Origin of the sequence: Streptomyces sp. NPDC004134, from assembly GCF_042874195.1 — a bacterium.
Lineage (GTDB): Bacteria > Actinomycetota > Actinomycetes > Streptomycetales > Streptomycetaceae > Streptomyces.
The window spans coordinates 168,411-193,292 of sequence record NZ_JBIAMS010000004.1; the positions used below are offsets into that span (position 1 = coordinate 168,411).

Sequence of the window (24,882 nt, forward strand, 5' to 3'; positions counted from 1 at the left end):
GAGGTTGCAATAGCACTCTCCACGCGAGAAGTCGCCGCCCGACTTGCCGTGTTCCCGTACGCCCCGAAACATGGAGTTTGTGACAGCCGGTTCCGACAGCACCGCCGCGCCCGGGCCCGGCCTGCCCTATCTGCGCTTTCCCCACCTGCACGGCGATCTCCTCTGCTTCGCCGCCGAGGACGACCTGTGGCTCGCCCCGCTGCCCGCCCCCGGCGCCAAGCCCGAGCGGGGCTGGCGGCTGACCGTCGACCGCACCCGCGTCGGGCACCCGCGGTTCTCGCCGGACGGCCGGTCCATCGCGTTCACCAGTTGGCACAGTCTCGACGCCGAGATCCACGTCGTGTCCGCGGAGGGCGGCGGGGCCCGGCGGCTGACGTACTGGGGCAGCCCGGACACCCGGGTGTGCGGCTGGACCCCGCCGGGCACCGGCGAGGACGGCTCGGCGCAGATCCTCGCGGTGTCCTCGCAGGGCCAGCCGCTGTCGTACCAGACCTGGTCCTATCTGGTGCCGGCCGACGGCGCCCCCGGGCGGCGGCTGCCCTGGGGCCCGGTCGACGACATCGCCGTCGCGGAGCTGGCCGGCCACCGCAAGACGCTGCTGCTCACCGGCCGCCCGCCGCACGAGCCCGCCGCCTGGAAGCGCTACCGCGGCGGCGCCACCGGCCGGATCTACCTGCACGGCGAGCGGCTGCTCGCCGACCTCGGGGGGCACGTGGAGTGCGTGATGTTCGTCGGCCCGCCGCCCGCCGCGCGGATCGCCTTCCTCTCCGACCACGAGGGCATCGGCAACCTCTACTCCTGCCTCCCCGACGGCACCGACCTGCGCCGGCACAGCGACCACGCCGAGTTCTACGCCAGGAACGCCGCCACCGACGGCTACCGGGTCGTCTACCAGTGCGCCGGCGAGCTGTGGCTCGCCGAGGACTTCGGCCCCGCCGGCCGGCCGCGCCGCCTCGACGTGCGGCTCGGCAGCCCGCGGGTCGGGCGGCGGCCGTACCAGGTGGCCGCGCAGAACAACGTCCAGGGGCTGACCGTCGACACCACGGGACGGGCCAGCGCCGTCGCCGTACGCGGCGCGCTGTACTGGCTGACCCACCGCGACGGCCCGGCGCGCACGATCACCGAGACCCCCGGCGTACGCATCAGGCTGCCGGAGATGCTGGGCGACACCAACCGCGTCGCGTACGTCACGGACGCCGCCGGCGAGGACGGCATCGAGATCGCGGACCTGCCGCGCACCGGCGCCGTCGGCGAGCCGCTGCGGCTGGCGGCCGGGAAGCTGGGCCGGGTGCTGGCGCTGGTGCCGTCCCCGGACGGCCGGCACATCGCGCTCGCCTCGCACGACGGCCGGCTGCTGCTGCTCCGGGTGCCGGAGCGGGTGCGCGCGGACGAGCGGATGTCGGCGGAGGTGGCGGAGCAGTTCGCCGAGGCGGTACGGGCCGCGGAGGAGCTGTCGCCGGCGGAGGCGGCCGGCGACTGCCAGCTCACCGAGCTGATCCGGTCGGTCAACGGCCCCGTACGCGACCTGGCGTTCTCGCCGGACTCCAAGTGGGTCGCCTGGGCGCACCCGGGCATCGGCCGCTCGCTGCGGCAGATCAAGATCGCCCGGGTCGCGGACCGGACGATCGTGGACGTCACGGACGGCAGGTTCGAGGACGAGGAGCCGGTGTTCACGCGCGACGGGCGCTATCTGGCGTTCCTCTCCTGGCGCGGCTTCGACCCGGTGTACGACGTGCACACCGGCGACCTGTCGTTCCCGCTGGGCTCCCGCCCGTACCTCGTACCGCTGCACCCCGCGACGCCCTCGCCGTTCGCGCTGTCCGCCGAGGGCCGGCCCGCGGCCGGCGGGATGGACCCGGTCGGCCCGCCGGCGGCGGAGGCGGGCGCGAACTCCACGGTGCTGGTGGAACCGGAGGGGCTGGAGAGCCGGGTGACGCCGATTCCGGTGCCGGCGTCGAAGTACTCCTCCCTGGAGCCGGTCGCCGGCGGCGGGCTGGTCTGGCTGCGCTGGCCGATCTCCGGGGCGCTCGGCGAGACGTTCGCCAACCCCGCGGACACCTCGGGCCGGCCGACGCTGGAGCACTTCGACATCTCCACCGCCCGGCTCACCGAGCTGACGTCGCTGGTGACGGAGATCGCCGTGAGCGGCGACGGCAGCCGGCTGGTCGTCAACGACGGCGGCTCGCTGCGCGCGATCCCGGCGACCGGGCAGGCGGACGCGGACACCACCGTCTACATCGACATGCGGCGCGTGCTGCACACCGCGGACCCGGTGGCCGAGTGGCACCAGGCGTACGACGAGGCCGGCCGGATCATCCGCGCGTACTTCTGGGAGCCGCACATGTGCGGCGTCGACTGGGACGCGGTACTGGCGCAGTACCGGCCGCTGCTGGACCGGGTGGCCTCCCCCGACGAGTTCGCCGACCTGCTGCGCGAGGTGCTGGGCGAGCTGGGCACGTCGCACGCGTACGTCACGCCCGCCCGCCGCAACGAGGGCCCGCCGCACTACCAGCGGCCCATCGGCTTCCTCGGCGTGAACTTCTTCCGCACCCGCGACGGCCGCGGCTGGGCGCTGGCCCGCATCCTGCCCGGCGACTCCTCCGACACCCGCGCCCGCTCCCCGCTCGCCGGCACCGGTATCCCGGACGGCTCGGTGCTCACGCACGTCGACGGCCGCGCGGTCGACCCGGTGACGGGCCCGTACCCGCTGCTGGAGGGAGCGGGGGGCACGTCGGTGGAGCTGACGTTCGCGATCGAGGGCGGCGGCGGGAGGCTGCGCCGGGTGGCGGTGGTACCGCTGGTCGACGACCGGCCCTTGCGCTACCAGGACTGGGTGGCGGCGCGCCGCGCGGTGGTGCACGAGCTGAGCGGCGGGCGCTGCGGCTACCTGCACATCCCGGACATGATCGGCAGCGGCTGGGCGCAGTTCAACAGGGACGTGCGGATGGAGATGAACCGCGAGGCGCTGATCGTGGACGTACGGGGCAACGCGGGCGGGCACATCAGCGAGCTGGTGCTGGAGAAGCTGACCCGCACGATCATGGGCTGGGACCTGACGCGCAACGCGCAGCCGGTCTCGTACACCTCGACCGCGCCCCGCGGGCCCATGGTGGCGCTCGCCGACGAGGCCACGTCGTCGGACGGCGACATGATCACGGCGGCGTTCAAGCTGCTCGGCCTCGGCCCGGTGGTGGGGCTGCGGACGTGGGGCGGGGTGGTCGGGATGACGGGCCGGCACCGGCTGGGCGAGGGCACGGTGATCACGGTGCCGATGAACGCGGCCTGGTTCGACGAGTACGGCTGGGGCGTGGAGAACGCCGGCGTCCCGCCCGACGTGGTCGCGGAACGCACGCCGCTGGACTGGGCGGAGGGCCGGACCTCCGAGCTGAACGTCGCCGTGGCCACCGCGCTCGACCTGCTGCGCGAGCACCCGGCGGCGGTGCCCCCCGACTACACCGACGTGCCGGACCGCAGCCGGCCGCCGCTGCCGCCGCGCACGCGGCGGTCGTAGAACACCCGGGAGGCGTAACGGCACTTGGTCCCGGAATGCGGCATTCGGCGGTCCATGTCAGCCTGAGGGAGCCCCGAACCCCCCTCTCTCACTAGGAGTGACAAGAATGGGCGCATTCGACAAGGCGAAGGAGATGGCCGGCGAAGCGGCCGAGAAGGCCAAGCAGGCCGCGCACAAGGCGCAGCAGAGCCGCGAGCAGAAGCAGGAGTCCGGCCAGGAGCCTTCGCAGCGCGCCAAGGAGGGCGCCGAGCAGGGCCGCGACCGCATGAAGGACGACCGCGACAAGCGCGACGACAAGCGGGAGCAGCGCTGATACGGCATCGCTGAGCCGCGCCCGAGGGGCGCGCCCCACGCCGGGTGCGCCCCTTCGCCGTTGTTCCGCGCCGGGCGCGTACGAGCACGCGCGGGTCTGCCGTCAGCGCGTACGGGCGTACGGCGTACGGGCGTTCATCCCCGCCGCCGTACGCGCCGGGCCGCCGCCGCGCGCTACCGCTCCGGCGACTCCCGCAGCGCCCGCGTCCGCTCGTCCGCCGCGCCGCCCGCGCCCACGAGTCCGCCGCGCGCCTCCCGCGTCGCCGCGAGCCGGGGCGCGAGCCTGCGCATCTCCCGCCGCCCGAGCGGCCCGGTGACGAGCGACGGCAGCGCGCCGCGCACCGACTGCATGCCGCGCAGCCACCACTGCCCGTAGACGTGCGGCGAGCGCCGCTCGATGCCCGCGACCAGACGCTCGACGGCGGGCGCCAGCGGATAGGTCTTGTTCGACGGCCACGGCAGCCGCGCGCGCATGTCGCGCAGAACCTCGTCCTCGTCGGCGCCGCGCACCATGTCGGTGTCGGTCCAGCTCAGATAGCCGACGCCGACGTCCACGCCCTGGTGGCCGACCTCGCCGCGCAGGCAGTGCGCGAACGCCTCCACGCCGGACTTCGACGCGCAGTACGCCGCCATCATCGGCGCGGGCGTCACGGCGGCCAGCGAGGCGATCTGGAGGTGGTAGCCGCGGGCGCGGACCAGCGCGGGCAGGAAGGCGCGGGCGGTGGCGACGCTGCCCAGCAGGTTGACCTCGATGACGCGGTCGAAGGAGCGGGCGTCGGAGTCGAGGAACGGGCCGCCGGTGGCGACGCCCGCGTTGGCGACGACGACGTCGACGCCGCCGAAGTGCTCCTCGACCTCGGCGGCGGCGCCGGCCATCGCGTCGTGGTCGGTGACGTCCGCGTACCAGTGGGCGGCTTCGCCGGGGAGCGAGTCGGCGACCTTCTTCAGCTCGTCCGGCTCCAGCCCGACCAGCGCGAGGCGCGCCCCGCGGGCCGCGAGCCGGCGCGCCAGCAGCGCGCCGACGCCGCGGGCGGCGCCGGTGACGACGACGGTCCTGCCCCCGAGTCCGTGCCGGCGGCTCATGCGCCCGCCTCCTCCTTCTCGACGGCCGCCGCGGCGGCCGGATCGGCGGTCTCCCCTTCGGTCGTGCCACCGGCCGTCCCGGGAGCCGTGTCGCCCGACGCCTCGGCGGCCCCTTCAGCCTGCGCCTCCTGCGGCACTCCCGCCAGGTGGTCGCGTACAAGCCCGCGCAGCACCTCCGCGACCGCGTACGGCGCCTCGATCGGCGTCATGTGCCCCAGCCCCGGCAGCTCGGTGAAGCCCGCGCGCTCCGGCAGCAGCTCGTCGATCCTCCGCGCCAGCTTCACCGGCGTGAGCCGGTCGGCGCTGCCGTGCACCACCGCGGCCGGCACCGGCATCCGCGCCACCTCCGCGTCCAGGTCGAGCGCCGCCAGCACCCGCCCCCACGCGCCGCGCGCCCTGCGCGGGGTGGCGAAGACGATCCGTACGCTCGCCTCGATCTGCGCCGGGGTCGCGCCGCGGCCCAGGATCGCCGGGCCCAGCACCTTCTTCGACAGCGGCGTCACCGGCCCCATCGGCAGCCGCGAGACCAGCAGCGCGCGCTGGATCGCGGAACGCAGCGTGCGGGCCCGCAGCGGCACCACCCGCGACTCGGGCACCAGTCGCGAGCTGCCCGTGCTGCACAGCAGCACGGCGGCGGCCCGCTCGCGCAGGTACGGGCGGCCGGCGGCGGCCATCAGCGTCATGCCGCCCATCGAGTGGCCGCCGACCACGGCCTTCTCGCCGGGCGCCAGCGCCGCGTCCAGCACGGCGCCGAGGTCGTCGGCGAGGGTGGTGGTGTGGTACGAGCCGTCGTTGCCGGCGGGGCTGCGGCCGTGGCCGCGCTGGTCGTACACGACGACGCGGTAGTCGGGTGCGAGCTGCCGGACGACCGGCGCCCAGAAGGCGGTCGAGCAGCACCAGCCGTGCGCGAGGACGACGGCGGGCGCGTCCTTCTGCCCGTGCTCCTCGACGTGCAGCCGGGTGCCGTCGGCGGAGACGGCGGTCAGTTCGCGCCGCGGTACGGGCGGGGCGTACGGGCCGGTGGTGACGTGCATGAGCCGGGTCATCGGACGGCCTCCTCGTCATGCCGCGCCGCGCCGGACCGCCGGGCACCGGGCACCCCTTCACCGTCGGTGCGCAGCACCCCTTCACCGGCGCGCAGCACCTCGTACTCCTCCGGGTGCACCCTCCTCGTCACCCTCCGGAACTCCGTCGTCGTGCCCGGCCACACGGTCGTGTTGCGCCCGTTGGCGTCGAGGTACCAACTGTCGCAGCCGCCGGTGTTCCATACCGTGCGCTTCATCCGTTCCTGCACCCGCGCGTTCCACGCCCTGACGGCGGACGGGCGCGCGTCGAGCGCGACGCGGCCGCCGGGCTTGCCGAGGCGGCCGAGTTGGCGTACGAAGTCGGCCATGTACGTGAGCTGCGCCTCGATGATGAGGATCATCGAGCTGTTGCCGAGGCCGGTGTTGGGGCCGATGATCGTCAACAGGTTCGGGAAACCGGCCGCGCTGGCGCCGCGCAGCGCCTCCATCCCGCCGCCCCACGCCTCCGCGAGGGTGGTGCCGTCGCGCCCCTTGATGCGGTCGGCGATGGGCATGTCGGTGACGTGGAAGCCGGTGCCGAAGATGATCGCGTCGGCCTCGGTCTCGGTGCCGTCGGCGGCCACGAGGGTCGAGCCGCGCACCTCCTTCAGGCCGGAGGCGACGACGTCCACGTTGGGCTGGGCGAGCGCCGGATAGTAGTCGTTGGACAGCAGGATCCGCTTGCAGCCGATGCGGTAGCCGGGGGTGAGCTTGCGGCGCAGTACGGGGTCCTTGATGGCCCGGCCCAGGTTCCGCCTGGCCAGCCCCTCCACGAATCCCAGCTCGTCGGGGTGTTTGGTGAACGCCCCCACCTGGAGTTCGCGGATGCCCCACAGGATGCCGCGGCGCAGCTTGGCGGTCGCGGGTACGCGCGCGTGCAGCCACCGCTCGGGTCCCGTGATGGCGCGGTCCACCCGCGGCAGCACCCACGGCGGCGTGCGCTGGAAGACGGTGAGCCGGGAGACCTCGGGCTGGATGGACGGCACGATCTGGATGGCGGAGGCGCCGGTGCCGACCACGGCGACGCGCTTGCCGCCCAGCGGCACGTCGTGGTCCCAGCGCGCGGAGTGGAAGACCTTGCCGGGGAACGTGTCGAGGCCGGGGACGTCCGGGACCTTCGGGTCGGACAGCGGGCCGGTGGCGGAGACCACGACGTCGGCGGCGAGTTCGCCGCGCGCGGTGTCGATCTCCCAGCGCAGCTCGTCGTCGTCCCAGCGGATGCCGCGTACCTCGTGGCCGAAGCGGATGTGCTGCCGTACGCCGAAGACGTCGGCGACCTGCTCCAGGTAGTCGCGGATGTGCCGCTGTCCCGAGAAGGTGCGCGGCCACTCGGCGTTGGGCGCGAAGGAGAACGAGTACAGGTGGGAGGGGACGTCGCAGGCGCAGCCCGGGTAGCTGTTGTCGCGCCAGGTGCCGCCGAGCGTGCTCGCGCGCTCCAGCACGACGAAGTCCGTGATCCCCTCCCGGCGCAGCCGTACGGCGGCGCCCAGGCCGCCGAAGCCGGAGCCGATCACCGCCACCCTGACGTGTTCACGCGTCATCGCCGTCGTCCTCCCAGGCCGTGGAGTCGATTGCGCCAGCATTCACTGGCACGATGAGAGCGTAGGGCCTGTCCTTACCGATGGGTAGGGGGCCGGCGTGATCGACTTCCGCCCGGGGGCGGGGTGTCGGCGGGAGGTCCTACCCTGGTGGTCGGGGCGTACGGCACGGACCTGCGAGGACGGCCGGAGGCCGGCGGCAGGGCCGGCGAAGGACCTACGGAAGACCGGCGGAAGACCGGCGGAGGGGACGGACGGTGGGACGCGAATACCGGACGGAGGAGCTGGCCGAGCGCGCCGGCATCACCGTCCGCACGCTGCGCTTCTACCGCGAGCGCAAGCTCCTCCAGCCGCCGCGCCGCGAGGGCCGTATCGCCTGGTACGGGGAGGCCCACCTGTCCCGGCTGCGGACGATCGCCGCGCTGCTGGACCGGGGCCACACCCTGGGCGGCATCGCCGAGTTGATCTCCGCCTTCGAAAGCGGCCGGGACGTCCGGGGCGCGGCCGAGCTGCTCGGCCTGGAGGAGACGCTGACCAAGCCGTGGTCGGAGGAGACCCCGGTGCGCATCACCCCGGAGGAGCTGGCCGACAGGTTCGCGGGCGAGGTCTCGCCGGAGAACCTGGCGACGTCCATCGACATGGGGTATGTCGCCGTGGAGGGCGAGGAGTTCATCCACGTCAGCAGGCGGCTGCTGGACGCCTCGTCGAAGCTGGTGGCCAGGGGCGTGCCGCTGGCCGCCGTGCTCGCCGCCGCCCGCGAGGTGCGCGCGCACGCCGACGACCTGGCCGACCTGTTCACCGCGCTCATACGCGCGCACGTGCTGGCCGACGTCATGGAGACGCCCGCGGGCGAGCTGACGGGCGAGCAGGTGGAGCGGCTGACCGACGCGCTGGAGCAGTTGCGGCCGGTGTCGATGGCGGTGCTGGAGGCGGAGGTGGCCATGGCGATGGACCGGCGGGTGCGCAAGGAGTTCGAGGAGTGGAAGCGCACGCGCGCCGGGTCCACCGCCGAGGAGCCGGAGGGCTGAACCGGCCGGCCGGGCACCGGCGTCCGGGACGCCGGCCGTCAGGCCGCGGGCGGCACGTCGCCGGAGGTCAGGTCCGGGGCCGTGGCGTAGACGCCGCGTGACCGGGCCCGGTCACGGGGTCCGGCGGGCGTTCACCGGGGTTCCGGCAGCCACCAACGGGCCTTGTAGATCCCGCTGTCGGGGAGCTTGTACGCACCCTCCGGGTTGTGGGCCGACACCGTCGTCGTCCACCACGTCTTGCCGAGGCCCGGCTCCGGCACGGTCGTGGCGACCCGGCCGCTGCCCTGCACGTCGCTGACCGCCTTCACGCTGCGCCGGCTGATCTGCGCCGCGCCGGCGAAGTCCTGGCTGAACGCGCGCCGGCCAATGTCGTACTGGTACACCCCGTGGTTGGTGGTCAGCCACAGCCGGCCGGGGCGGCTCGCGACGAGGCTGAGGTCGTGCCCGCCTGCCCGCACGCCGTCGGGGTGCGGCAGCGCGGCGCCGTCGACGCGGGTGAGCGTGGGCGCGGCGGGGGTGCCGCCGATCCTGAGGGCGATCAGCTCGTCGTAGCCTATGGCCCACAGCAGGTTGTTCCTGTTGTCCCACTGCAGCCCGTGCGCGTCGTCGAAGCGGTACTCGAAGTACGTGCCCGTCGCCGGGCCCTGCGAGGCGGCGTAGAGGCGGATGGTGTCGCCCGTGCTGCCGGCGACGGCGACGTTGCCGTCGGGGAGCAGCTCGATGCTGTGCGGGTTGACCGAGTCCGTACCGCCGGCGAGGGCACCGGCCCAGTAGCGGCGCCCCGTGGGCACCTCGACGACGGCGGCGAAGCCGAACGAGGCGGTGGTGAGCAGGTACGTACGGCCCCTGCGGCGGCGGGCCTTGGCCTCGTCGACGTACGTCCAGCTCGCCTGCGGCACCAGGTCCGCGTACCGCTCGTCGCCCTCCGGCGAGAACGCCCAGCGCACGGCGTCCGGCGAGTCCCACGGCAGCCGGGAGTCGAGGATGAGGACGCGGCGGGACTTCTGGTCGGTGACGGCGACGGGCGGGGTGGGCTTGCCGCCAGCCGCGTGCGCGGCGGCGGCGGGGAGCGTGGCGGCCGCGCCCGCGCCGAGCGCGGTGAGCAGGGCCGTACGACGTGTGGGTCTGCCGGTCATGGGCACTCCTGACGGGTTGCTCTGATCAACATCATCCGCACAGTGCCACGCGGAACGACGGGAAGTAAGCCCTTGCGGTGGCTGTTTGGTGAATTCTGCGCATCTGTCCCGCCCGATGACTCTTGTCAGTGGCCGCCCTTACGATGACGAACGTGACCAGAGAAACGGTGGCGGACCCCGCCGCAGAAGAGCCGGTGGAGAAGCGCCTGGAGTCCCACCGCATCGAGCTGACCGGGTACTGCTACCGCATGCTCGGCTCCGCCTTCGAGGCGGAGGACGCCGTCCAGGAGACGATGGTGCGCGCCTGGAAGGGCTTCGATCGCTTCGAGGGCCGCGCGTCGATGCGCTCGTGGCTATACCGCATCGCCACGAATGTCTGTTTCGACATGCACGGCAGCCCTCAGCGCCGCGCCCGCCCCATGGACCTGTCGTCCCCCGGCGCCGCCACCACGCCCCCGGAGGCCGCCCTCGGCGCGGCCCTCCCGGAGGCCACGTGGCTGGAGCCGATGCCGGACACGAAGGTGCTCCCCCAGGGCGGCGACCCCGCCGAGGTCGCGGCCCAGCGCGACTCCGTGCGCCTCGCCTTCGTCGCCGCGCTCCAGCACCTGCCGCCGCGCCAGCGCGTGGTGCTGATCCTGCGGGACGTGCTCGCCTGGCGGGCAAGCGAGGTCGCGGAGCTGCTGGAGACCTCCGTGGCGTCGGTGAACAGCGCGCTGCAGCGCGCCCGCGCCACCCTGGCCGCCGAGGCCCCGGCCGACAGCGAGCCGGCCAAGCCGCTGGACGCGGACCAGCAGCGCTTCCTGGAGCGGTACGTCGACGCCTTCGAGCGGTACGACCTGGATGCGCTCACGGCGCTCATGCGCGAGGACGTCATCCTCTCCATGCCCCCGCTGCCGCTCTGGCTGCAGGGCCCGGAGGACATCCGCACCTGGTTCCTCGGCACCGGCGCGGTCTGCCGCGGCTCCCGCCTGGTCCCCTGCTCGGCGAACGGCATGCCGGCCTTCGCGCAGTACCACCCGGATCCCGAGAGCGGCGGTCACCGCGGCTGGGCGATCCAGGTCCTGGAGATCGAGGACGGCAAGGTCACCCACATGAACAGCTTCCTGGGCGTGGACCGGCTGTTCCCGCTCTTCGGCCTGCCGCTGGTGCTGGAGGACTGAGGCCGCGCGCTCCGCGGGGCCGCCCGCCACCCCGTCCGGACGCTACGGCGCCCCGCGGCCGGGAGCGGATCCGAAGGCCCGGTCCGCTCCGGCACGTCCGCCGCGGACCCCGCTCGCCACGGCCCGATGCGCCGGTGCCCGCCAGCGCGCCGGCCGTAGGCCGTCCCGCCGGATCACGTCCGCGAGATCACGTCCGCGAGATCCCGTCCGCCAGGCCCGGTCGGCGCAGCCCGGCCGCTACGGCCCGTCCGGCGAGGACTCAGCGCGGGTCTGCAGCAGCGTGCGCTCCTGCGCGTTGCGCGTCAGCTCCGCCGCCCGCGCGAACTCCTCCCGCGCCTCCTCCACCCGCCCCAGCCGCCGCAGCAGGTCGCCGCGCACGCTCGGCAGCAGGTGGTAGTCCTTCAGCGCCGGCTCGTCCGCGAGCCCGTCGACGATCCGCAGCGCGTCCTCAGGCCCGTACGCCATGGACACCGCCACCGCCCGGTTCAGCTCCACCACCGGCGACGGCGCCACCCGCGCCAGCGCCTCGTACAGCCGGACGACCTGCCCCCAGTCCGTGTCCTCCGCCCGCGGCGCCCGCGCGTGGCAGACGGCGATCGCCGCCTGCAGCGCGTACGGCCCGGGCCCCGGCGCCCCCGCCGCGACCAGTGACTGCGCCCGCGCCAGCGCCGCGAACCCGCGCCGGATCAGCAGGTGGTCCCACCGCCCGCGGTTCTGCTCCAGCAGCAGCACCGGCTCGCCGTCGGGCCCGGTGCGCGCCGCCGCGCGCGACGCCTGGATCTCCAGCAGCGCCGCGAGACCGTGCACCTCGGGGTCCTTCGGCATCAGCCCCGCCAGCACCCGCACCAGCCGCAGCGCGTCCTCGCAGAGCCCCGGGCGCATCCAGTCGTCGCCCGCGGTCGCCGAGTAACCCTCGTTGAAGATCAGGTAGATGACCTCCAGCACCGACTCCAGCCGCTCCGCCCGCTCGGGCCCCTGCGGCTGCTCGAACGGCACCTCCGCCTTCGCCAGCGTCCGCTTCGCCCGTACGATGCGCTGCGCCACCGTCGGCTCCGTGACCAGGAACGCCCGCGCGATCTCCTCGGTCGTCAGCCCGCCCAGCAGCCGCAGCGTGAGCGCCACCCGCGCGGGCGTCGACAGCACCGGATGGCAGGCCGTGAAGACCAGCCGCAGCAGGTCGTCCTCGATGTCGTCGTCGAGGACCGCGGCGAGCTGCGCCTCGCCCTCCGGGCGGCGGCTCTCCAGGTCGTGGCCGATCTCCGCCAGCTTGCGCGCGTAGCGCTCCTTGCGGCGTACGAGATCGATGGCCCGCCGTCTGGCCGTGGCCATGAGCCACGCGCCGGGGTTGTCGGGCACGCCCGACTCGGGCCACTGCTCCAGGGCCGCGACCAGCGCGTCCTGCGCCAGTTCCTCCGCCACCCCGATGTCGCGCACGATACGGGCCACGCCCGCGATGATCCGCGCGGACTCGATCCGCCAGACCGCCGCCACGGCGCGGTCGGTGGCCCCCCGCTCGGCGGCGGGCGGCCCTGGTACGTCCTCCCGCCGGGCGCGGGCGTCCTGCGAAGCCGTCACAGCCCCACATCAGAACAGCCCGCCCCGGCCGAAGGCAACTCACAACGACCCTGACCTGGGCCGTCACCTGCGGCTACGGCTCCATGATCTCCCGCAGCTCGATGGTGAGGGTCCACTCCTCGCCGTGCGCCTTCAGGAACCGGTTGGCCCACTCCAGGGCCTCTTCCTTCGACTTGACCTGGGCGATGAGGTAGCCGCCGACCAGTTCCTTGGACTCGGTGAAAGGACCGTCGACCACGGACAGCTTCCCGTGGTCGGAGACGACCCGTACGGCCTCCTCGTTGGGCTTCAGCCCGGCGGTGTCGAGCAGTACACCGGACTTGGTCATCTCCTCCAGCAGCTTGCCCATCTCGTCCATGATCTCCTGGCTGGGCATCCCGTCGGCGGGGCTGTTCTCCAGGTCCGGCTCGATCAGCATCATGTAGCGCATCGCGCGTCTCCTCGTTCTCGTCGCGGGCGGCCAGGTGCCGTCCTTCTGCCCATGCGTCGAACGGCACCCTGCCGGATCGACATCCCGCCGGAAGTTTTTTCCGCGACCTCAGCGCGCCACGAACTCGACCCGGAACATCCGGGGCCAGTACTTGCCGGTGAGCAGGAACTCGTCGCCGCCGGGGACGGCCGCGATCCCGTTGAGCTGGCGCGCCCCGGCCCGCAGTTCGGCGGGCGTGAGCAGCCCCGCGGCGTCGATGTCGGCGGTGACGGCGCCGGTGTCCGGGTCGATACGGACCAGGGTGTCGGTCTGGTAGACGTTCGCGTAGACGCTGCCGTCGGGGGTGCACTCCAGCTCGTTGAGCTGGTCGACGGGGGCGCCGGCGCGGGTGACGTCCACGTGTCCCGTGGGCTCGAACGTCTCCGGGTCGCGGAACGTAAGCCGGGAGCTGCCGTCGCTCATGACGAGCCGGCCGCCGGTGCCGCCGTCGGTGCGGTCCTGGCACAGGCCCCAGCCCTCGCCCTCGTAGCGCACGCGGCGCAGCTCCTTGAGGGTGTCCGCGTCACGCTCGATGGCGATGCCGTCCTGCCAGGTGAGCTGCCAGAGCCGGGGGCCGACGAGGGTCAGGCCCTCGCCGAAGAGCGGGGCGGGCAGATCGCGGCGGACGGTGGGGGTGCCGCCCGCGGGGCCACGGCGTACGGAGGAGGAGCCCTCCAGTCCCGTGCCCTCGTAGAGGACGTCCCCGCGCAGCTCCAGGCCCTGCGTGAACGCCTCGGCGTCGTGCGGCAGGCGCTCCAGCACCCGTACCCGCAGCTCCTGTACGTCCTGGTCCGTGGGAGCCGGGCTCCGGCCGGTCCCTCCCCCGCCGGCTACGCCCTCACCGGCGGAGGTGCCCCCATCAGCCGCCGCCCCGGGGTCCCCCGTCGAGCACGCGGCCAGCGCCGCGGCGAGGAGGACGGAGGCGGTCACGGCGATGCGGCGCATGGAGCCACCTTGGCACAGCCGCCGCACAGCACGGGGGCGGGGCGGCTCCGGCGGCGGAGGTGGCGTGGGTGGCGGCGGCGGGAGCGAAGGTGGCCGGAGCGGCGGCGGCGAGGGCGACGGACGCTACGTAGGCGACGGCACCGGCGGACGCCGCCGTGCCGGTCGCCATGGCCCGGCCGGGGCCGGGCGGTCCGGATAAGCGGGAGCAGCAGGCGTGGTGCGGCGCCAGGGCGGCTCCGCCGGATGCGGCGGCAGCGGCGACGATGAGCGCCGCCACCGCGGGAGACGGGCCCGCGGGGGCGGCGTTCTCCGGCGCCGGGACCCGGGGTGCGGGGGTCTCGGGCGCCGGGGTGTGGGGGGCGGAGGTGTGGGAGGCAGGGGTCCCGGAGGTACGGGGCCCGCCGCTCCGGATCGCGGCGTGCGCGGCATCGGCGCGACCCGTTCCGGCGCGACCGGCCCCGGCGTGCGCCGCGCCGGCGGGAGCCGTCTGGGCACGGCCGGCTTCGGACACACCTGTCCTGGACGCATCCGTCCCGGGCCTGTCGGGCCCGGGCGCCTCCGGCCCGGCCTCCGCGGCCGGTGCGCTGTCGTAGAGGGCCGCCGCCGCGGCCGCGCCCGCGTGGTACGCGGGAGTGGGCGCGGGTACGGAGCCGGGCGCGGGCGCGACCCCGTCCGGGGCCGCAGCGGGCTCCACCGGCTCCACCGGCTCGGCCGGTGCGACCGGCTCGGGCGGCGCGGCGGGGGCCGGCACCCTGCCGGTGACCGGCGCCGCGGCCTCGGCCGCCGGCCCCGCGGCGATCCCGGTGGCGATCCCGGTGGCGGGCTCGCCGGCCGGCTCCACCGGCGGCGTACGGTGCGCCTGGACCGTCAGCTCTATCAGCCCCGCCGCCGCGACCACGCCCGCTCCGATGGCGAGCAGGGCGCCCAGCGCCCCGTACCGCACCGTCTCGCCCAGCGCCGTGACGCCGACCGCCGCCGCTATCACGGGGTTGACCACCGTGAGCGTCGCCAGCGGTGCCGACAGCCCCGCGCCGCGGTACGCCGCCTGCGAGAGCAGCAGCCCGGCCGGGGCGAGGATCGCGATCATGCCGATGGCCAGCGGGTCCATGAAGTCCGCGGTGACGTCCTTGGTGAACACCGACGCCATGCCGAACGCCGCGCCCGAGGCCACCGCCAGCGTCACGCTGCGGGCCGCCACATGCCGTATCCGCGTACCCGCGAGCGTCAGCGCCGCCAGCGCGGCCACCGTCGCCACGGCGAGCGCCAGCGCCGTCGTCCCGCCCAGCTCCCGCGACTCCACCGGGTCGACCAGCGTCAGCAGCACCACGAGCCCCACGGTGGACAGCAATGCACCGCGCCAGGCGGCCCGCCCGGCGCGGCGGCCGAGGAACATCGCCGCCATCGGCAGCGCGAAGACGATGGTCAGCGCGCCCAGCGGCTGCACCAGGCTCAGCGGCCCGTAGGCGAGCGCCACCACGTGCAGCAGCGCGCCCGAGGCGTTGAGCACGACGGAGGCCCACCAGCTCCCGCGGTGCAGCGGCGCGAACGCGCCGCCCGCGCCGTCCGCGTCGGTCGTGGTGGCCGCGACACGCTCCTGGACGAGTGCGGCGCCGGCGTACGCCACCGCTGACACCAGCGAAAGCAACACCGACAGCATGAGTGGGCTCATATGGCAACGATCGCGCGATCGGTGGCGAAAGTCGTCATCCTGGCGGATGCTCTGGGTCGTACTGCCGGAGCAGTACGCCTCACCGGGGAACCCCTCCAGGGTCGCATTCCACGCCCTTAGCGGTCCGGACCGAAACCGCTTGCCGGCGGGTCCCCGGCGGTGCGGCCGGGGAGCGGCCGCGGCGGTTCCACGGCGCTACGGGCCGGGCGCCGGCCCGTAGCGGAGGGGCGCCGCGGCTCACGGCCAGGCGTAGAAGCCCTGCCCCGTCTTGCGCCCCAGCTCGCCCCGCGCGACCTTCGCCCGCAGCAGCTCCGGCGGCGCGAACCGCTCCCCCAGCGTCTCGCGCAGGTGCTCGGCGATGGCCAGCCGGACGTCGAGCCCGACCAGGTCCGTCAGCCGCAGCGGGCCCATCGGATGCTTGTAGCCCAGCTCCATCGCGGTGTCGATGTCCGCGGGCGCCGCCACGCCCTCCTCGGCCATGCGGATCGCCTCCAGGCCCAGGGCCACCCCGAGCCTGCTGCTGGCGAAGCCCGGCGAGTCCCGTACGACCACCGCCGTCTTGCCCAGCGCCCGCGTCCAGCCGCGCGCGGCCGCCAGCGCCGCGGCACCGGTCTCCGGCGCGGTGACCAGCTCGACCAGCTCCGAGGCGGGTACGGGGTTGAAGAAGTGCATGCCGAGGAACCGCCCCGGCCGGCCGAGGGCGGCGGCCAGTTCGGCGACGGACAGCGAGCTGGTGTTCGTCGCCAGCACGGCGTCCGGGCCCACCGCCCGCTCGGCGGCGGCGAGCACCCGCGCCTTCAGCCCGGCGTCCTCGGGCACCGCCTCCACCACCAGCTCAAGGCCCGCCTCCGCCGCCAGCTCCGCGAGGGAGCCGACGGCCCGTATCCGCGCGCGCACCTCGTCCGGGTCCACCCCCGCGGCCAGCCGGCCCCGCTCGGCGGCCCGCCGCAGCGCGCCCGCGACCCGCGCCACCGCGGCCGCCGCCGCGTCCGGGCCGCTCTCCACGATCACGACGCGCGACCCGGCGGTCGCGAACGACTGCGCGATCCCGGCGCCCATCCGGCCGCCGCCGACGACCGCCATGGCGCCCGGCGCCCCGGCGCCGGGCTCGTCGGGCGCCGTGCTGTGCTCCGTCATGTCGTACGTCCTGTCGTACCTCTTGACTGGGATCCGGCCGCTCCGCAAGCTAACCGAATGATCGGTCGGGCCACAAGGGGAGTCAGGTGGTGCAGCACATGACCTCGCCGCACGACGGCACGACGGTGTTCGCGGCCGACGTGGCCGCCCGCCGCCACGGCATCGAACTGCTGGAGGCCGCGCCGGGCGCCGCGACGCTGCGGATGGCGGTCACGGCGGAGATGGCCAACGGCCACGGCATCGCCCACGGCGGCTACGTCTTCCTCCTCGCCGACACCGCGTTCGCCTGCGCCTGCAACAGCCGCGGGGTCGCCGTCGCGGCGGGCGCGGACATCACGTACGCGGCACCCGCGCACGTCGGCGACGTGCTGGTGGCGCGGGCGGAGGAGCGGGTGTGCTTCGGGCGGAACGGGGTCTACGACGTGCGGGTGCTGCGCGGCGCCGAGGTGATCGCGGAGTTCCGCGGCCGGAGCCGTATCGTCCGCGACCCCTCGACGGGCGTGAAGGGGACGCACGGAGCCGGCGACGGCGGCGGTAACGGGGCGAACGGCGAGCACGACGGAACCGGCCCGGAGGGACGAGCGTGAGCGAGACGACCACCGGCACCCCCGCCCCGCTCCTCGACGACGGCGAGCGCATGACCCCCGGCGAGCTGGCGGCGTACCAACTCGACCGCCTCCGCGCCACGCTCCGCCACGCGTACGACAACGTCCCCCTCTACCGCCGCAAGTTCGACGCCGCCGGCGTCACCCCCGACGACTGCCGCACGCTCGGCGACCTCGCGCGCTTCCCCTTCACCACCAAGGACGACCTCCGGGAGGGCTACCCCTTCGGCATGTTCGCCGTCCCCGTCGCCGACGTCCGCCGGCTGCACGCCTCCAGCGGCACCACCGGCCTGCCCACCGTCGTCGGCTACACGGCGGCCGACCTCGACACCTGGTCCGGCCTCGTCGCCCGCTCCATCCGCGCCGCGGGCGGCAGGCCCGGGCACCGGGTGCATGTCGCGTACGGCTACGGGCTGTTCACCGGCGGCCTCGGCGCCCACTACGGCGCGGAGCGCCTCGGCTGCACCGTCATCCCCGCCTCCGGCGGGATGACCGCCCGCCAGGTGCAGCTCATCCGGGACTTCGCGCCCGAGGTCATCATGGTCACGCCCTCCTACATGCTGACGATCATCGACGAGTTCGAGCGCCAGGGCCTCGACCCGCGCGCCAGCTCGCTGCGCGTCGGCATCTTCGGCGCCGAGCCGTGGACGGAGGAGATGCGGCACGAGATCGAGGAGCGGGCCGGTCTCGACGCGGTGGACATCTACGGGCTCTCGGAGGTGATCGGTCCCGGCGTCGCGCAGGAGTGCGTGGAGACCAAGGACGGGCTGCACGTGTGGGAGGACCACTTCCTGCCGGAGGTCGTGGACCCGGTGACGGACGCGGTGCGGGCGGTGGGCGAGGGCGGCGAGCTGGTGTTCACGTCGCTGACGAAGGAGGCCATGCCGGTCGTCCGCTACCGCACCCGCGACCTCAGCCGGCTGCTGCCGGGCACGGCGCGGCCGGCGTTCCGGCGGATGGAGAAGGTCACCGGACGCTGCGACGACATGATCATCCTGCGCGGCGTCAACGTCTTCCCGAGCCAGATCGAGGAGATCGTCCTCCGCACCCCCGGGGTGGCCCCGCACTTCCAGTTGCGGCTGACCCGGCAGGGCCGTCTCGACCGGATGACGGTACGGGCCGAGGCCAGGCCGGGAGCGCCGGTGGAGCAGCGGACGGCGGCGGGCGAGGCGATCGCGCGGCGGGTGCGGGAGGGCGTGGGGGTGGGCGTGGAGGTGGAGGTCGTGGCGCCGGAGACGCTGGAGCGGTCGGTGGGCAAGATCCGCAGGGTGGTGGACGAGCGGGAGGGGTAGGCGGTACGGGCGAAGCCCCGGGCCTGCGCGCGCCCTCCGCCGCGGCTCAGCGGGCCGCGGCGCAGCGAGTTGCGGCGCAGCGAGTTGCGGCGCAGCGAGTTGCTCAGCGGGCCACGGCGCCCTCCGCCTGCTCGCCGTCCCGCGCCGCCCGCAGCGGCTTGGCGAAGCAGCGGCTGTCCTGCTCGAAGCGGTAGTAGCCGAACTTCTCCGTCGGCTCGTACCCCTCCGACAGGTACAGCGCTATGGCCTCCGGCTGCCTGTTGCCCGTCTCCAGCACCATCCGCGCCCGCCCCGCGGCCCGCGCGCTCTCCTCCAGCGCCGCGAGTATCCGCCGGGCAAGACCGCGCCCCCGGGCCTCGGGGACCACGTACATCCGCTTCAGCTCGGCGTCACCGGCCCGGTGCCCCTCGGGGGTCCCGTCCATGGCCCGCCAGCCGCCCGTGGCGAGCGGGGTGCCGTCGGCGTCGTACGCGAGCAGGTACAGCCCGCGCGGGGGCGTGAAGTGCCGCGGGTCCATCACCGTGTGATCCCCTTCGCCGTACCGCTCGGCGTACTCGAGCTGGACGCGGTCGTTGAGCACGACCGCGTCGGGGTGGTCGTAGGGCACGGCGACGATCTCCATGTCGGCAATGGTACGAAGCCGCCGCCGGGTGCCGAACCGGGCATCACGGTGCAGGTAGCCGGACCCGGAGACCGCGAGGGGGGCCAGCGGCCATACTTTGGGACCGTGGAGGAGAACAAAGGTCTGAAGGTCACGCCCGTCAACGCCGCCGCGATGGATCCGGCCGCTCTGCCCGGCCTCGTATCGTCGCCGCCCGACGAGAAGGAGAAGGAGCAGGACGAAGCAGAAACGACCGACGAGAAGAAGGACTCCGCGGACTCTGCGGAGGCCGCGGACGACGCGGACGCCGACAGCGACAAGGACGGGGCGGACGAGGCCGAGTCCGCCGCCGAGGACGCCGAAGGGGACACCGACGAGGACGCCGACGAAGACAAGGCGACCGCGGCCGGGGACTCCGAAGCCGACGACTCCGACGACGCCGACGGCTCCGACGCCGAAGGCCCCGTCTTCGAGGCCGCCGACCGCCGCGGCTCGGTGACCGTCGACAGCACCGGCGTCCGCTTCCAGCTCGACGACACCGAGGCCGAGTTCGCCTGGCCGGAGATCGGCGCGGTCGAGTACAAGACCTCCCGGTTCGGCCGCCGCCTCGTCCTCAGCGTCCACGACAGCCGCGGCATCTGCCCGGCCGAGGTGGAGGCCCCGGACAAGGCGACGCTGAAGACGTGGGCGGCCGATCTGGAGTCGGCTCTCGACGCCTACTTCGAGGAGTCGTCGTCGTAACGGCCCGCCTGCCGTAGACCCACCGGAAAGAGGTCACATACGCACAGAAGCGAACTAATCCGACCCGGGCGGCTCCCGCGGTGCCGTCGACGCCCCCGGCCCGCGGCGCCGCCGCCACGCCCCGTCCACCAGCGCCACCGCGCTGAAGCTCCCGTCCGCCACCCGGCGCGCGGACTCCTCCCACTCCCGGAGCACGCGCTGCCGCCCACCGGGGGTGGCGGTCCACGCGGCGCGCGTCACGGCCGGCCCGCCGTAGGCGGGGTCCCAGGTCAGTGCGTGGAAGGGGCCGACGCCGGGCACCTGGGTGGCCAGCATGTGCACGGTGCGCCGGTGGTACCACTTGCTGACCGTGGTGACGGACAGCCCGGCAGCCAGCGCCTCGTGCACGTACGGCAGTGAGAACGCGACGTTCTCCCAGGTGTTCGCCGACCTGTCCTCACACCGGATGGCCTCCTCCGGCACCCCGCGGGCCACCAGCAGCCGGCGGAACTCCCGCGCCTCGACGACGCCGTCGTGCCGGTTCACTCCCCCGGTGAGGATGACCAGGGGCGCCAGCCCGCGGTGGTGGCGCTCGGCGACGATCTCCACGGGCGGGCCGAACTGGTTGGTGCCGAAGACGAGATGCGCGGTGGCCCGCCCGGCGGGCGGCGGTGCGGAGACGTCCACGTACGCGGTGATCCCGGCGATCTCCTGTGCGCCGGGCCGGTGTTCGCTCATGTGCCCCTCGCGGACGGCCTCAGAGGGTGACCGCCACCGCGTTGAAGGTGGTGTCCGGTTCCTGGGGGGAGGTGAAGCGCGCGTTGACCAGATAGAGGCGGTTGCCGTGGCGGGCCGCCGTGGTGGGGACGTCGAAGCGGGGGTCCGTGATGGTGTGGTGCAGGGTGGCGGTGCGCATCGCGCGGTCGAGGCGGAAGACGGCGACCAGGTTGTCGCGGTTGCGGACCACGTACAGCGTGTGGCCGACGCGGACCAGGCCGTCGCCGTTGAAGACGTCGGCCGCGCCGCGCAGCGCGATCTCCGTGGCGTGGCCGGTCCGCACGTCGACGTGGTACAGGCGGCCGGGGATGCTGTTGACGACGATGACGCCGCGGCCGTCGGGGGTGTCGACGATGCCGTTGGCGTTGTAGACGTGGGGGGTCTGGACCCAGTCGCCGGTGAGCGGGAGGGCGCGGACGGCGCCGGAGCGGCCGCGGGGGACGGCGTACAGGACCGCCTCGTTGGAGTCGGTGAACCAGGCGCTGCGGCCGAGAAGGATCGTGTCGTTGATGAAGTGGCCGGCCGGGGACGTCAGCCGGTGGGTCGCGACCAGGGCGCCGGTGCGGGAGTCGATGACGCTCGCCGTACCGCCGGCGCCGCCCGCCACGTACAGCAGGCCGTCGCGGTCCAGCTTCAGGCCGATGGAAGCCCTGCCGAGGGCTCCGGCGCGGATGACCTTGAGCGCGCCGGTGCGCAGGTCGGCGCGGAGGATGGCGCCGTGCACACGGGAGCCCATGTAGGCGTACGGGCGGCTGCCGATGGTGATGCCCTCGGGGAGCCAGCCGTCGGGGAGCGGGAACTCGGCCGGCCAGTCGCCGCCGGTGCCGGCCGGCCTGCTGGTGCCGTACGGCGTGGTCGTGCCGGCCGGCCTGGTGTTGCCGGCCGGCATCGTCGTGCCGGACGGTCTGCTCGCGCCGTACGCCGCGCCCGTGCCGGCCGCCGTCGCGGCGGTGAGCGTGACGCCTGCGGCGGCGCCGAGGAGCAGGCGGCGGGAGAGTGCGGGGTGGTTCGGAGCCATGGTTGCGGGCCTTCCGTGACAGTGGACGGCAGGGGATTGCGCACCTGGTAACTCTGCGAACTCTCGACACAACGGATCGTCCGCGCGCCGGAGTTCCCCGCGCGACGTCCTCCGTGGGCCGTCCTCCACGCGACATTCCCCGCGCGGCGTTCCTCCACGCGTGGTTCCCCGCGCCCGGTTCCCCGCGCCCGGTTCCCCGCGCGCCCCCGCCGCGCCTGCCTGAGAAGATGACCCCATGCCGCCCCCCGAAGCATCGCCCCAGCGCAGCGCCATCGGCGTCCGCGACGTGGCCGCGCTGGCGCGGGTGTCGCCCACCACGGTCTCCAACGTGCTGTCGGGCAACCGCCCCGTCAGCGCGGCCACCCGGGAGCGGGTGCACTGGGCGATCGACCAACTCGGTTACCGCCCCAACCTCTCCGCCCGCAACCTCCGGCTGCGCCGCGCCGGCCTCATCGCCGTCGCCGTACCGGAGATCGACATCCCGTACTTCGCCGAGCTGACCCGGCACGTCGTCAAGGCCGCCCGCGAGAGCGGCTACACCGTGCTCATCGACCAGACCGAGGGCCGCCTGGAAGCCGAGCGCTTCGTGCTCAGCGGCATGAACCCCGGCATGGTCGACGGCGTTCTCTTCAGCCCTCTCGGCATCGAGCGGCACGAGTTCGACAACCGGCGCGGCAGCACCCCGCTGGTGCTCCTGGGCGAGCGCATCACCGGCACCGGCGTCGACCACGTGGCGATCGACAACGTCGCCGCGGCCGCCGACGCCACCGCGTACCTGCTGGGCCGCGGCCGCCGCCGCGTCGCCGCGCTCGGCCACCAGGAGCCGCGCGGCGGCGGCACGGCGCCCCGCCGGACGGAGGGCTACCGCCGGGCGCTCCAGGCCGCGGGCGTGCCGTACGACCCGTCGCTCGTCGTCCACACGCCCTCGTACCACCGCCGCGACGGCGCCCTGGCCATGGCCGCGGCCCTGGACCGCGGCGCCCGCCCCGACGCGGTGTTCTGCTATACGGACCTCCTCGCGCTGGGTGCGATCCACACGCTGCACGAGCGCGGGCTGCGGGTGCCGGAGGACGTGGCGGTCATCGGGATCGACGACATCGACGACGGCCGGTACAGCAATCCGACGCTGACGACGATCGCGCCGGACAAGGCGGAGATCGCGCGGACGGCGCTGGGGCTGCTGCTGGACCGGATCGCGGACGGGGGGCGGGCAGCGCGGCAGGTGGTGGCGGCGCACAGGCTGGAGATCAGACGGAGCGCGTGAGGCGGGGGCGTACGCGCGGACGCGCACACCCCCGGCTCACACGGGCGCGGGTCTACGCCCCCTGGGACTCCCCCTCCGACTCCTCCCCGGACTCCCCCTCGAACGCCGCCGGCCGGAGCTGCGCGGCCCGTACGCGGGCGACGTCCAGCTTCTCCGACCGGTCGAACCGGTAGATGCCGTTCTGCTCCTGGAAGACGTCGGTCAACTGCGTGTAGCAGTAGCCGAACATGTCCGGGTCGCCGAGCAGCACCCCCGTCAGCCCGGCGAACCGCTCGTGGAACGCCTCCTCGTCACGCGGCCGCTGCCCGTACCCCCACGACACCAGCCGGTCCTCCCCCGCGGCCGCGGCGTCCTCGGGGTTCCACCAGATGCCGCCGAACTCGCTGCAGAAGTAGGGCTGTCCGCCGTACGGCAGCGACCAGGTCTGCCCGGCCGCCTCGTCCTGCGGGTTGACGAAGGGGGTGCCCGCGCGCAGCCCGGCCATCAGCTCGCCGAATGCCTTCGGGTCCTGCTCGTAGCAGTGCGAGTCGTAGACGTCGGTCTCGGGTACGCGGTGGGCGTAACCGGAGGCGTCGAGTACGGGCCGGGAGGTGTCGGCGGCCTTGGTGGCGAGGAACATGGCGCGGGTGACGTCGTCGAGGACGCTCTGCCGGTCGGTGAGCACCTGCCGGGTCTCGTTGAGCGGGCACCAGCCGATGAGGGCGGGGTGGGAGTAGTCGCGTTCGACGGCCTCCAGCCACTGGGCGACGAAGCCGGCGGTCGGCTGCTGGTTGTCGGGCCCGACCGGGCCGCCGGTGCCGGCGCCCCAGTCGCCGAACTCGCCCCAGACCAGGTAGCCGAGCCGGTCGGCGTGGTGGAGGAAGCGCTCCTCGAAGACCTTCTGGTGCAGGCGGGCGCCGTTGAAGCCGGCGGCGAGGGAGAGTTCGATGTCGCGGACGAGGGCGGCGTCGTCGGGGGCGGTCATGAGGCCGTCGGGGTAGTAGCCCTGGTCGAGCACGAGCCGCTGGAAGACGGGCTTGCCGTTGATCAGGATCCGCTTGCCGTCGACCGTCACCGCGCGCAGCCCGGCGGTGCAGACGGCACGGTCGGTCACGGTGCCGTCGGGACCGGTCAGTTCCAGCGTCAGTTCGTACAGATGCGGATCCTCGGGGGACCAGGGGCGGCGCCGGTCACCGGGTACGGGCAGGACGAGGCGCGGCGCGAGGTCGAAGTCCGCGGCGACGGCGGCCTCGACGACGACGCCGTGCTCGTCGCGCAGTTCGGCGCGGACGCGGTGGCCGGTGCGGCCGCCGGCGAGGGGGACCTCGACGTGGAAGCAGCCGGCGGCCAGGTCGGGGGTGATCCGGGGCCGCTGGAAGTGGGTGTCCGCGACGGGCTCCAGCCAGACGGTCTGCCAGATGCCGGTGGTGCGGGTGTAGAAGCAGGCGTGGTTGTCGTACGCGGTCGACTGCTTCCCCCGCGCCTGCGGCCCCCGCGCGGCATCCCGCGCCCGCACCACGACGACGGCCTCCTCCCCGGCCCGTACGACACCGCCGAGATCGGCGCTGAACGGCGTGAACCCCCCGCTGTGCCGGGCGACTTCCCGCCCGTTGACCCACACGGTGGCATCGTGGTCGACGGCCCCGAAGTGCAACAGCACCCGCCGCCCGGCCCACTCCTCCGGTATCCGCACCGTGCGCCGGTACCAGACGGCGTGATGGAAGTCGGTGTCCCCGATCCCGGACAACTCCGACTCGGGGCAGAACGGAACGACGATGCGCTCGGGCAACTCGCTTCCGGCAAGCCCGCGCTCGAACCCGCTGTCACCGGGATCGCGGGCGAACTGCCAGGTGCCGTTGAGGTTGAGCCAGTCCGCCCGGACGAAGCCGGGCCGGGGGTACTCGGGCCGCGGCGTCCCCGCGGGGGCGGCGGGAGGGTGCGAATCGGGCATGGCGAAGGGTCTCCTGGGGGAGGACGTCAGATCGGACGGGATGCGGTC

General features: G+C 74.4%; 21 protein-coding genes. 8 read left to right on the forward strand and 13 right to left on the reverse strand.

The genetic code is table 11. The annotated features are described in order from the left end of the window. The first annotated feature begins 70 nt into the window (after window positions 1-70). Together ACFYVJ_RS07935 and ACFYVJ_RS07940 are read left to right on the forward strand one after the other, a co-directional pair. Window positions 71-3,511, forward strand: a complete 3,441-nt coding sequence (locus ACFYVJ_RS07935) for a S41 family peptidase (RefSeq protein WP_388887616.1) — start codon at window positions 71-73, stop codon at window positions 3,509-3,511. Window positions 3,512-3,617: 106 nt separating this feature from the next. Beyond that, a complete protein-coding gene (locus ACFYVJ_RS07940) occupies window positions 3,618-3,824 on the forward strand; it encodes a hypothetical protein (protein WP_388887618.1) in 207 nt (68 codons plus the stop codon). A 173-nt stretch (window positions 3,825-3,997) separates the two neighbouring features. On the opposite strand, the gene ACFYVJ_RS07945 is transcribed toward ACFYVJ_RS07940, so the two are convergent. The 3 genes from ACFYVJ_RS07945 to ACFYVJ_RS07955 are packed head-to-tail and all read right to left on the reverse strand — an operon-like array spanning window position 3,998 to window position 7,511. After that, on the reverse strand, window positions 3,998-4,906 hold the full coding sequence (locus tag ACFYVJ_RS07945; protein WP_388887620.1) for an SDR family oxidoreductase: 909 nt from the start codon (window positions 4,904-4,906) through the stop codon (window positions 3,998-4,000). Then, window positions 4,903-5,952, reverse strand: coding sequence for an alpha/beta fold hydrolase (locus ACFYVJ_RS07950; RefSeq protein ID WP_388887622.1), 1,050 nt, complete (start codon window positions 5,950-5,952; stop codon window positions 4,903-4,905). Before ACFYVJ_RS07950 ends, ACFYVJ_RS07945 begins: the two co-directional genes overlap by 4 nt. Continuing rightward, window positions 5,949-7,511: a flavin-containing monooxygenase gene (locus ACFYVJ_RS07955; RefSeq protein ID WP_388887624.1), complete on the reverse strand. Its 1,563-nt coding sequence runs from the start codon at window positions 7,509-7,511 to the stop codon at window positions 5,949-5,951. The genes ACFYVJ_RS07950 and ACFYVJ_RS07955 overlap by 4 nt, the downstream gene beginning before the upstream one ends. 254 nt (window positions 7,512-7,765) lie before the next feature. Between ACFYVJ_RS07955 and ACFYVJ_RS07960 the strand changes: the two genes are divergently transcribed. Next, window positions 7,766-8,536, forward strand: a complete 771-nt coding sequence (locus ACFYVJ_RS07960) for a MerR family transcriptional regulator (RefSeq protein WP_388887626.1) — start codon at window positions 7,766-7,768, stop codon at window positions 8,534-8,536. Window positions 8,537-8,667: 131 nt separating this feature from the next. Here the strand turns inward: ACFYVJ_RS07960 and ACFYVJ_RS07965 are convergent, their stop codons facing one another. Continuing rightward, a complete protein-coding gene (locus ACFYVJ_RS07965) occupies window positions 8,668-9,672 on the reverse strand; it encodes a DUF6528 family protein (RefSeq protein WP_388887628.1) in 1,005 nt (334 codons plus the stop codon). Between the two features lie 143 nt (window positions 9,673-9,815). Here ACFYVJ_RS07965 and ACFYVJ_RS07970 point away from each other — a divergent pair, with 143 nt between their 5' ends. After that, complete coding sequence (locus tag ACFYVJ_RS07970) at window positions 9,816-10,832, forward strand: sigma-70 family RNA polymerase sigma factor (protein WP_388887630.1); 1,017 nt, start codon at window positions 9,816-9,818, stop codon at window positions 10,830-10,832. A gap of 237 nt (window positions 10,833-11,069) precedes the next feature. On the opposite strand, the gene ACFYVJ_RS07975 is transcribed toward ACFYVJ_RS07970, so the two are convergent. From ACFYVJ_RS07975 to ACFYVJ_RS07995, 5 genes are all read right to left on the reverse strand, one after another. Continuing rightward, window positions 11,070-12,407: an RNA polymerase sigma factor gene (locus tag ACFYVJ_RS07975; RefSeq protein WP_388887632.1), complete on the reverse strand. Its 1,338-nt coding sequence runs from the start codon at window positions 12,405-12,407 to the stop codon at window positions 11,070-11,072. Between the two features lie 73 nt (window positions 12,408-12,480). After that, complete coding sequence (locus ACFYVJ_RS07980) at window positions 12,481-12,837, reverse strand: YciI family protein (RefSeq protein ID WP_388887634.1); 357 nt, start codon at window positions 12,835-12,837, stop codon at window positions 12,481-12,483. Between the two features lie 108 nt (window positions 12,838-12,945). Continuing rightward, window positions 12,946-13,821, reverse strand: coding sequence for a glutaminyl-peptide cyclotransferase (locus tag ACFYVJ_RS07985; protein ID WP_388887636.1), 876 nt, complete (start codon window positions 13,819-13,821; stop codon window positions 12,946-12,948). After that, on the reverse strand, window positions 13,736-15,490 hold the full coding sequence (locus ACFYVJ_RS07990; RefSeq protein ID WP_388887638.1) for a DMT family transporter: 1,755 nt from the start codon (window positions 15,488-15,490) through the stop codon (window positions 13,736-13,738). The genes ACFYVJ_RS07985 and ACFYVJ_RS07990 overlap by 86 nt, the downstream gene beginning before the upstream one ends. 237 nt (window positions 15,491-15,727) lie before the next feature. Beyond that, window positions 15,728-16,627 (reverse strand): 3-hydroxyacyl-CoA dehydrogenase family protein, encoded by a 900-nt coding sequence (locus tag ACFYVJ_RS07995; RefSeq protein WP_388887640.1) that lies wholly within the window; start codon window positions 16,625-16,627, stop codon window positions 15,728-15,730. Between the two features lie 86 nt (window positions 16,628-16,713). Here ACFYVJ_RS07995 and paaI point away from each other — a divergent pair, with 86 nt between their 5' ends. Beyond that, window positions 16,714-17,214 (forward strand): hydroxyphenylacetyl-CoA thioesterase PaaI, encoded by a 501-nt coding sequence (gene paaI / locus ACFYVJ_RS08000; protein WP_388887642.1) that lies wholly within the window; start codon window positions 16,714-16,716, stop codon window positions 17,212-17,214. A 50-nt stretch (window positions 17,215-17,264) separates the two neighbouring features. Then, entirely contained in the window at window positions 17,265-18,524 is a 1,260-nt protein-coding gene (gene paaK, locus ACFYVJ_RS08005) for a phenylacetate--CoA ligase PaaK (protein ID WP_388887900.1), read from the forward strand. A 103-nt stretch (window positions 18,525-18,627) separates the two neighbouring features. On the opposite strand, the gene ACFYVJ_RS08010 is transcribed toward paaK, so the two are convergent. Then, complete coding sequence (locus tag ACFYVJ_RS08010) at window positions 18,628-19,146, reverse strand: GNAT family N-acetyltransferase (protein ID WP_388887644.1); 519 nt, start codon at window positions 19,144-19,146, stop codon at window positions 18,628-18,630. Between the two features lie 105 nt (window positions 19,147-19,251). Between ACFYVJ_RS08010 and ACFYVJ_RS08015 the strand changes: the two genes are divergently transcribed. Then, window positions 19,252-19,866, forward strand: coding sequence for a hypothetical protein (locus ACFYVJ_RS08015; protein ID WP_388887646.1), 615 nt, complete (start codon window positions 19,252-19,254; stop codon window positions 19,864-19,866). A gap of 54 nt (window positions 19,867-19,920) precedes the next feature. On the opposite strand, the gene ACFYVJ_RS08020 is transcribed toward ACFYVJ_RS08015, so the two are convergent. Continuing rightward, a complete protein-coding gene (locus tag ACFYVJ_RS08020) occupies window positions 19,921-20,583 on the reverse strand; it encodes a YdcF family protein (RefSeq protein WP_388887648.1) in 663 nt (220 codons plus the stop codon). Between the two features lie 19 nt (window positions 20,584-20,602). After that, complete coding sequence (locus tag ACFYVJ_RS08025) at window positions 20,603-21,640, reverse strand: SMP-30/gluconolactonase/LRE family protein (RefSeq protein WP_388887650.1); 1,038 nt, start codon at window positions 21,638-21,640, stop codon at window positions 20,603-20,605. Between the two features lie 235 nt (window positions 21,641-21,875). Between ACFYVJ_RS08025 and ACFYVJ_RS08030 the strand changes: the two genes are divergently transcribed. Then, a complete protein-coding gene (locus tag ACFYVJ_RS08030; protein WP_388887652.1) occupies window positions 21,876-22,904 on the forward strand; it encodes a LacI family DNA-binding transcriptional regulator in 1,029 nt (342 codons plus the stop codon). A 52-nt stretch (window positions 22,905-22,956) separates the two neighbouring features. Here ACFYVJ_RS08030 and ACFYVJ_RS08035 read toward each other — a convergent pair whose 3' ends face one another. Continuing rightward, window positions 22,957-24,834, reverse strand: coding sequence for a glycoside hydrolase family 2 protein (locus ACFYVJ_RS08035; protein ID WP_388887654.1), 1,878 nt, complete (start codon window positions 24,832-24,834; stop codon window positions 22,957-22,959). Window positions 24,835-24,882 lie beyond the last annotated feature (48 nt).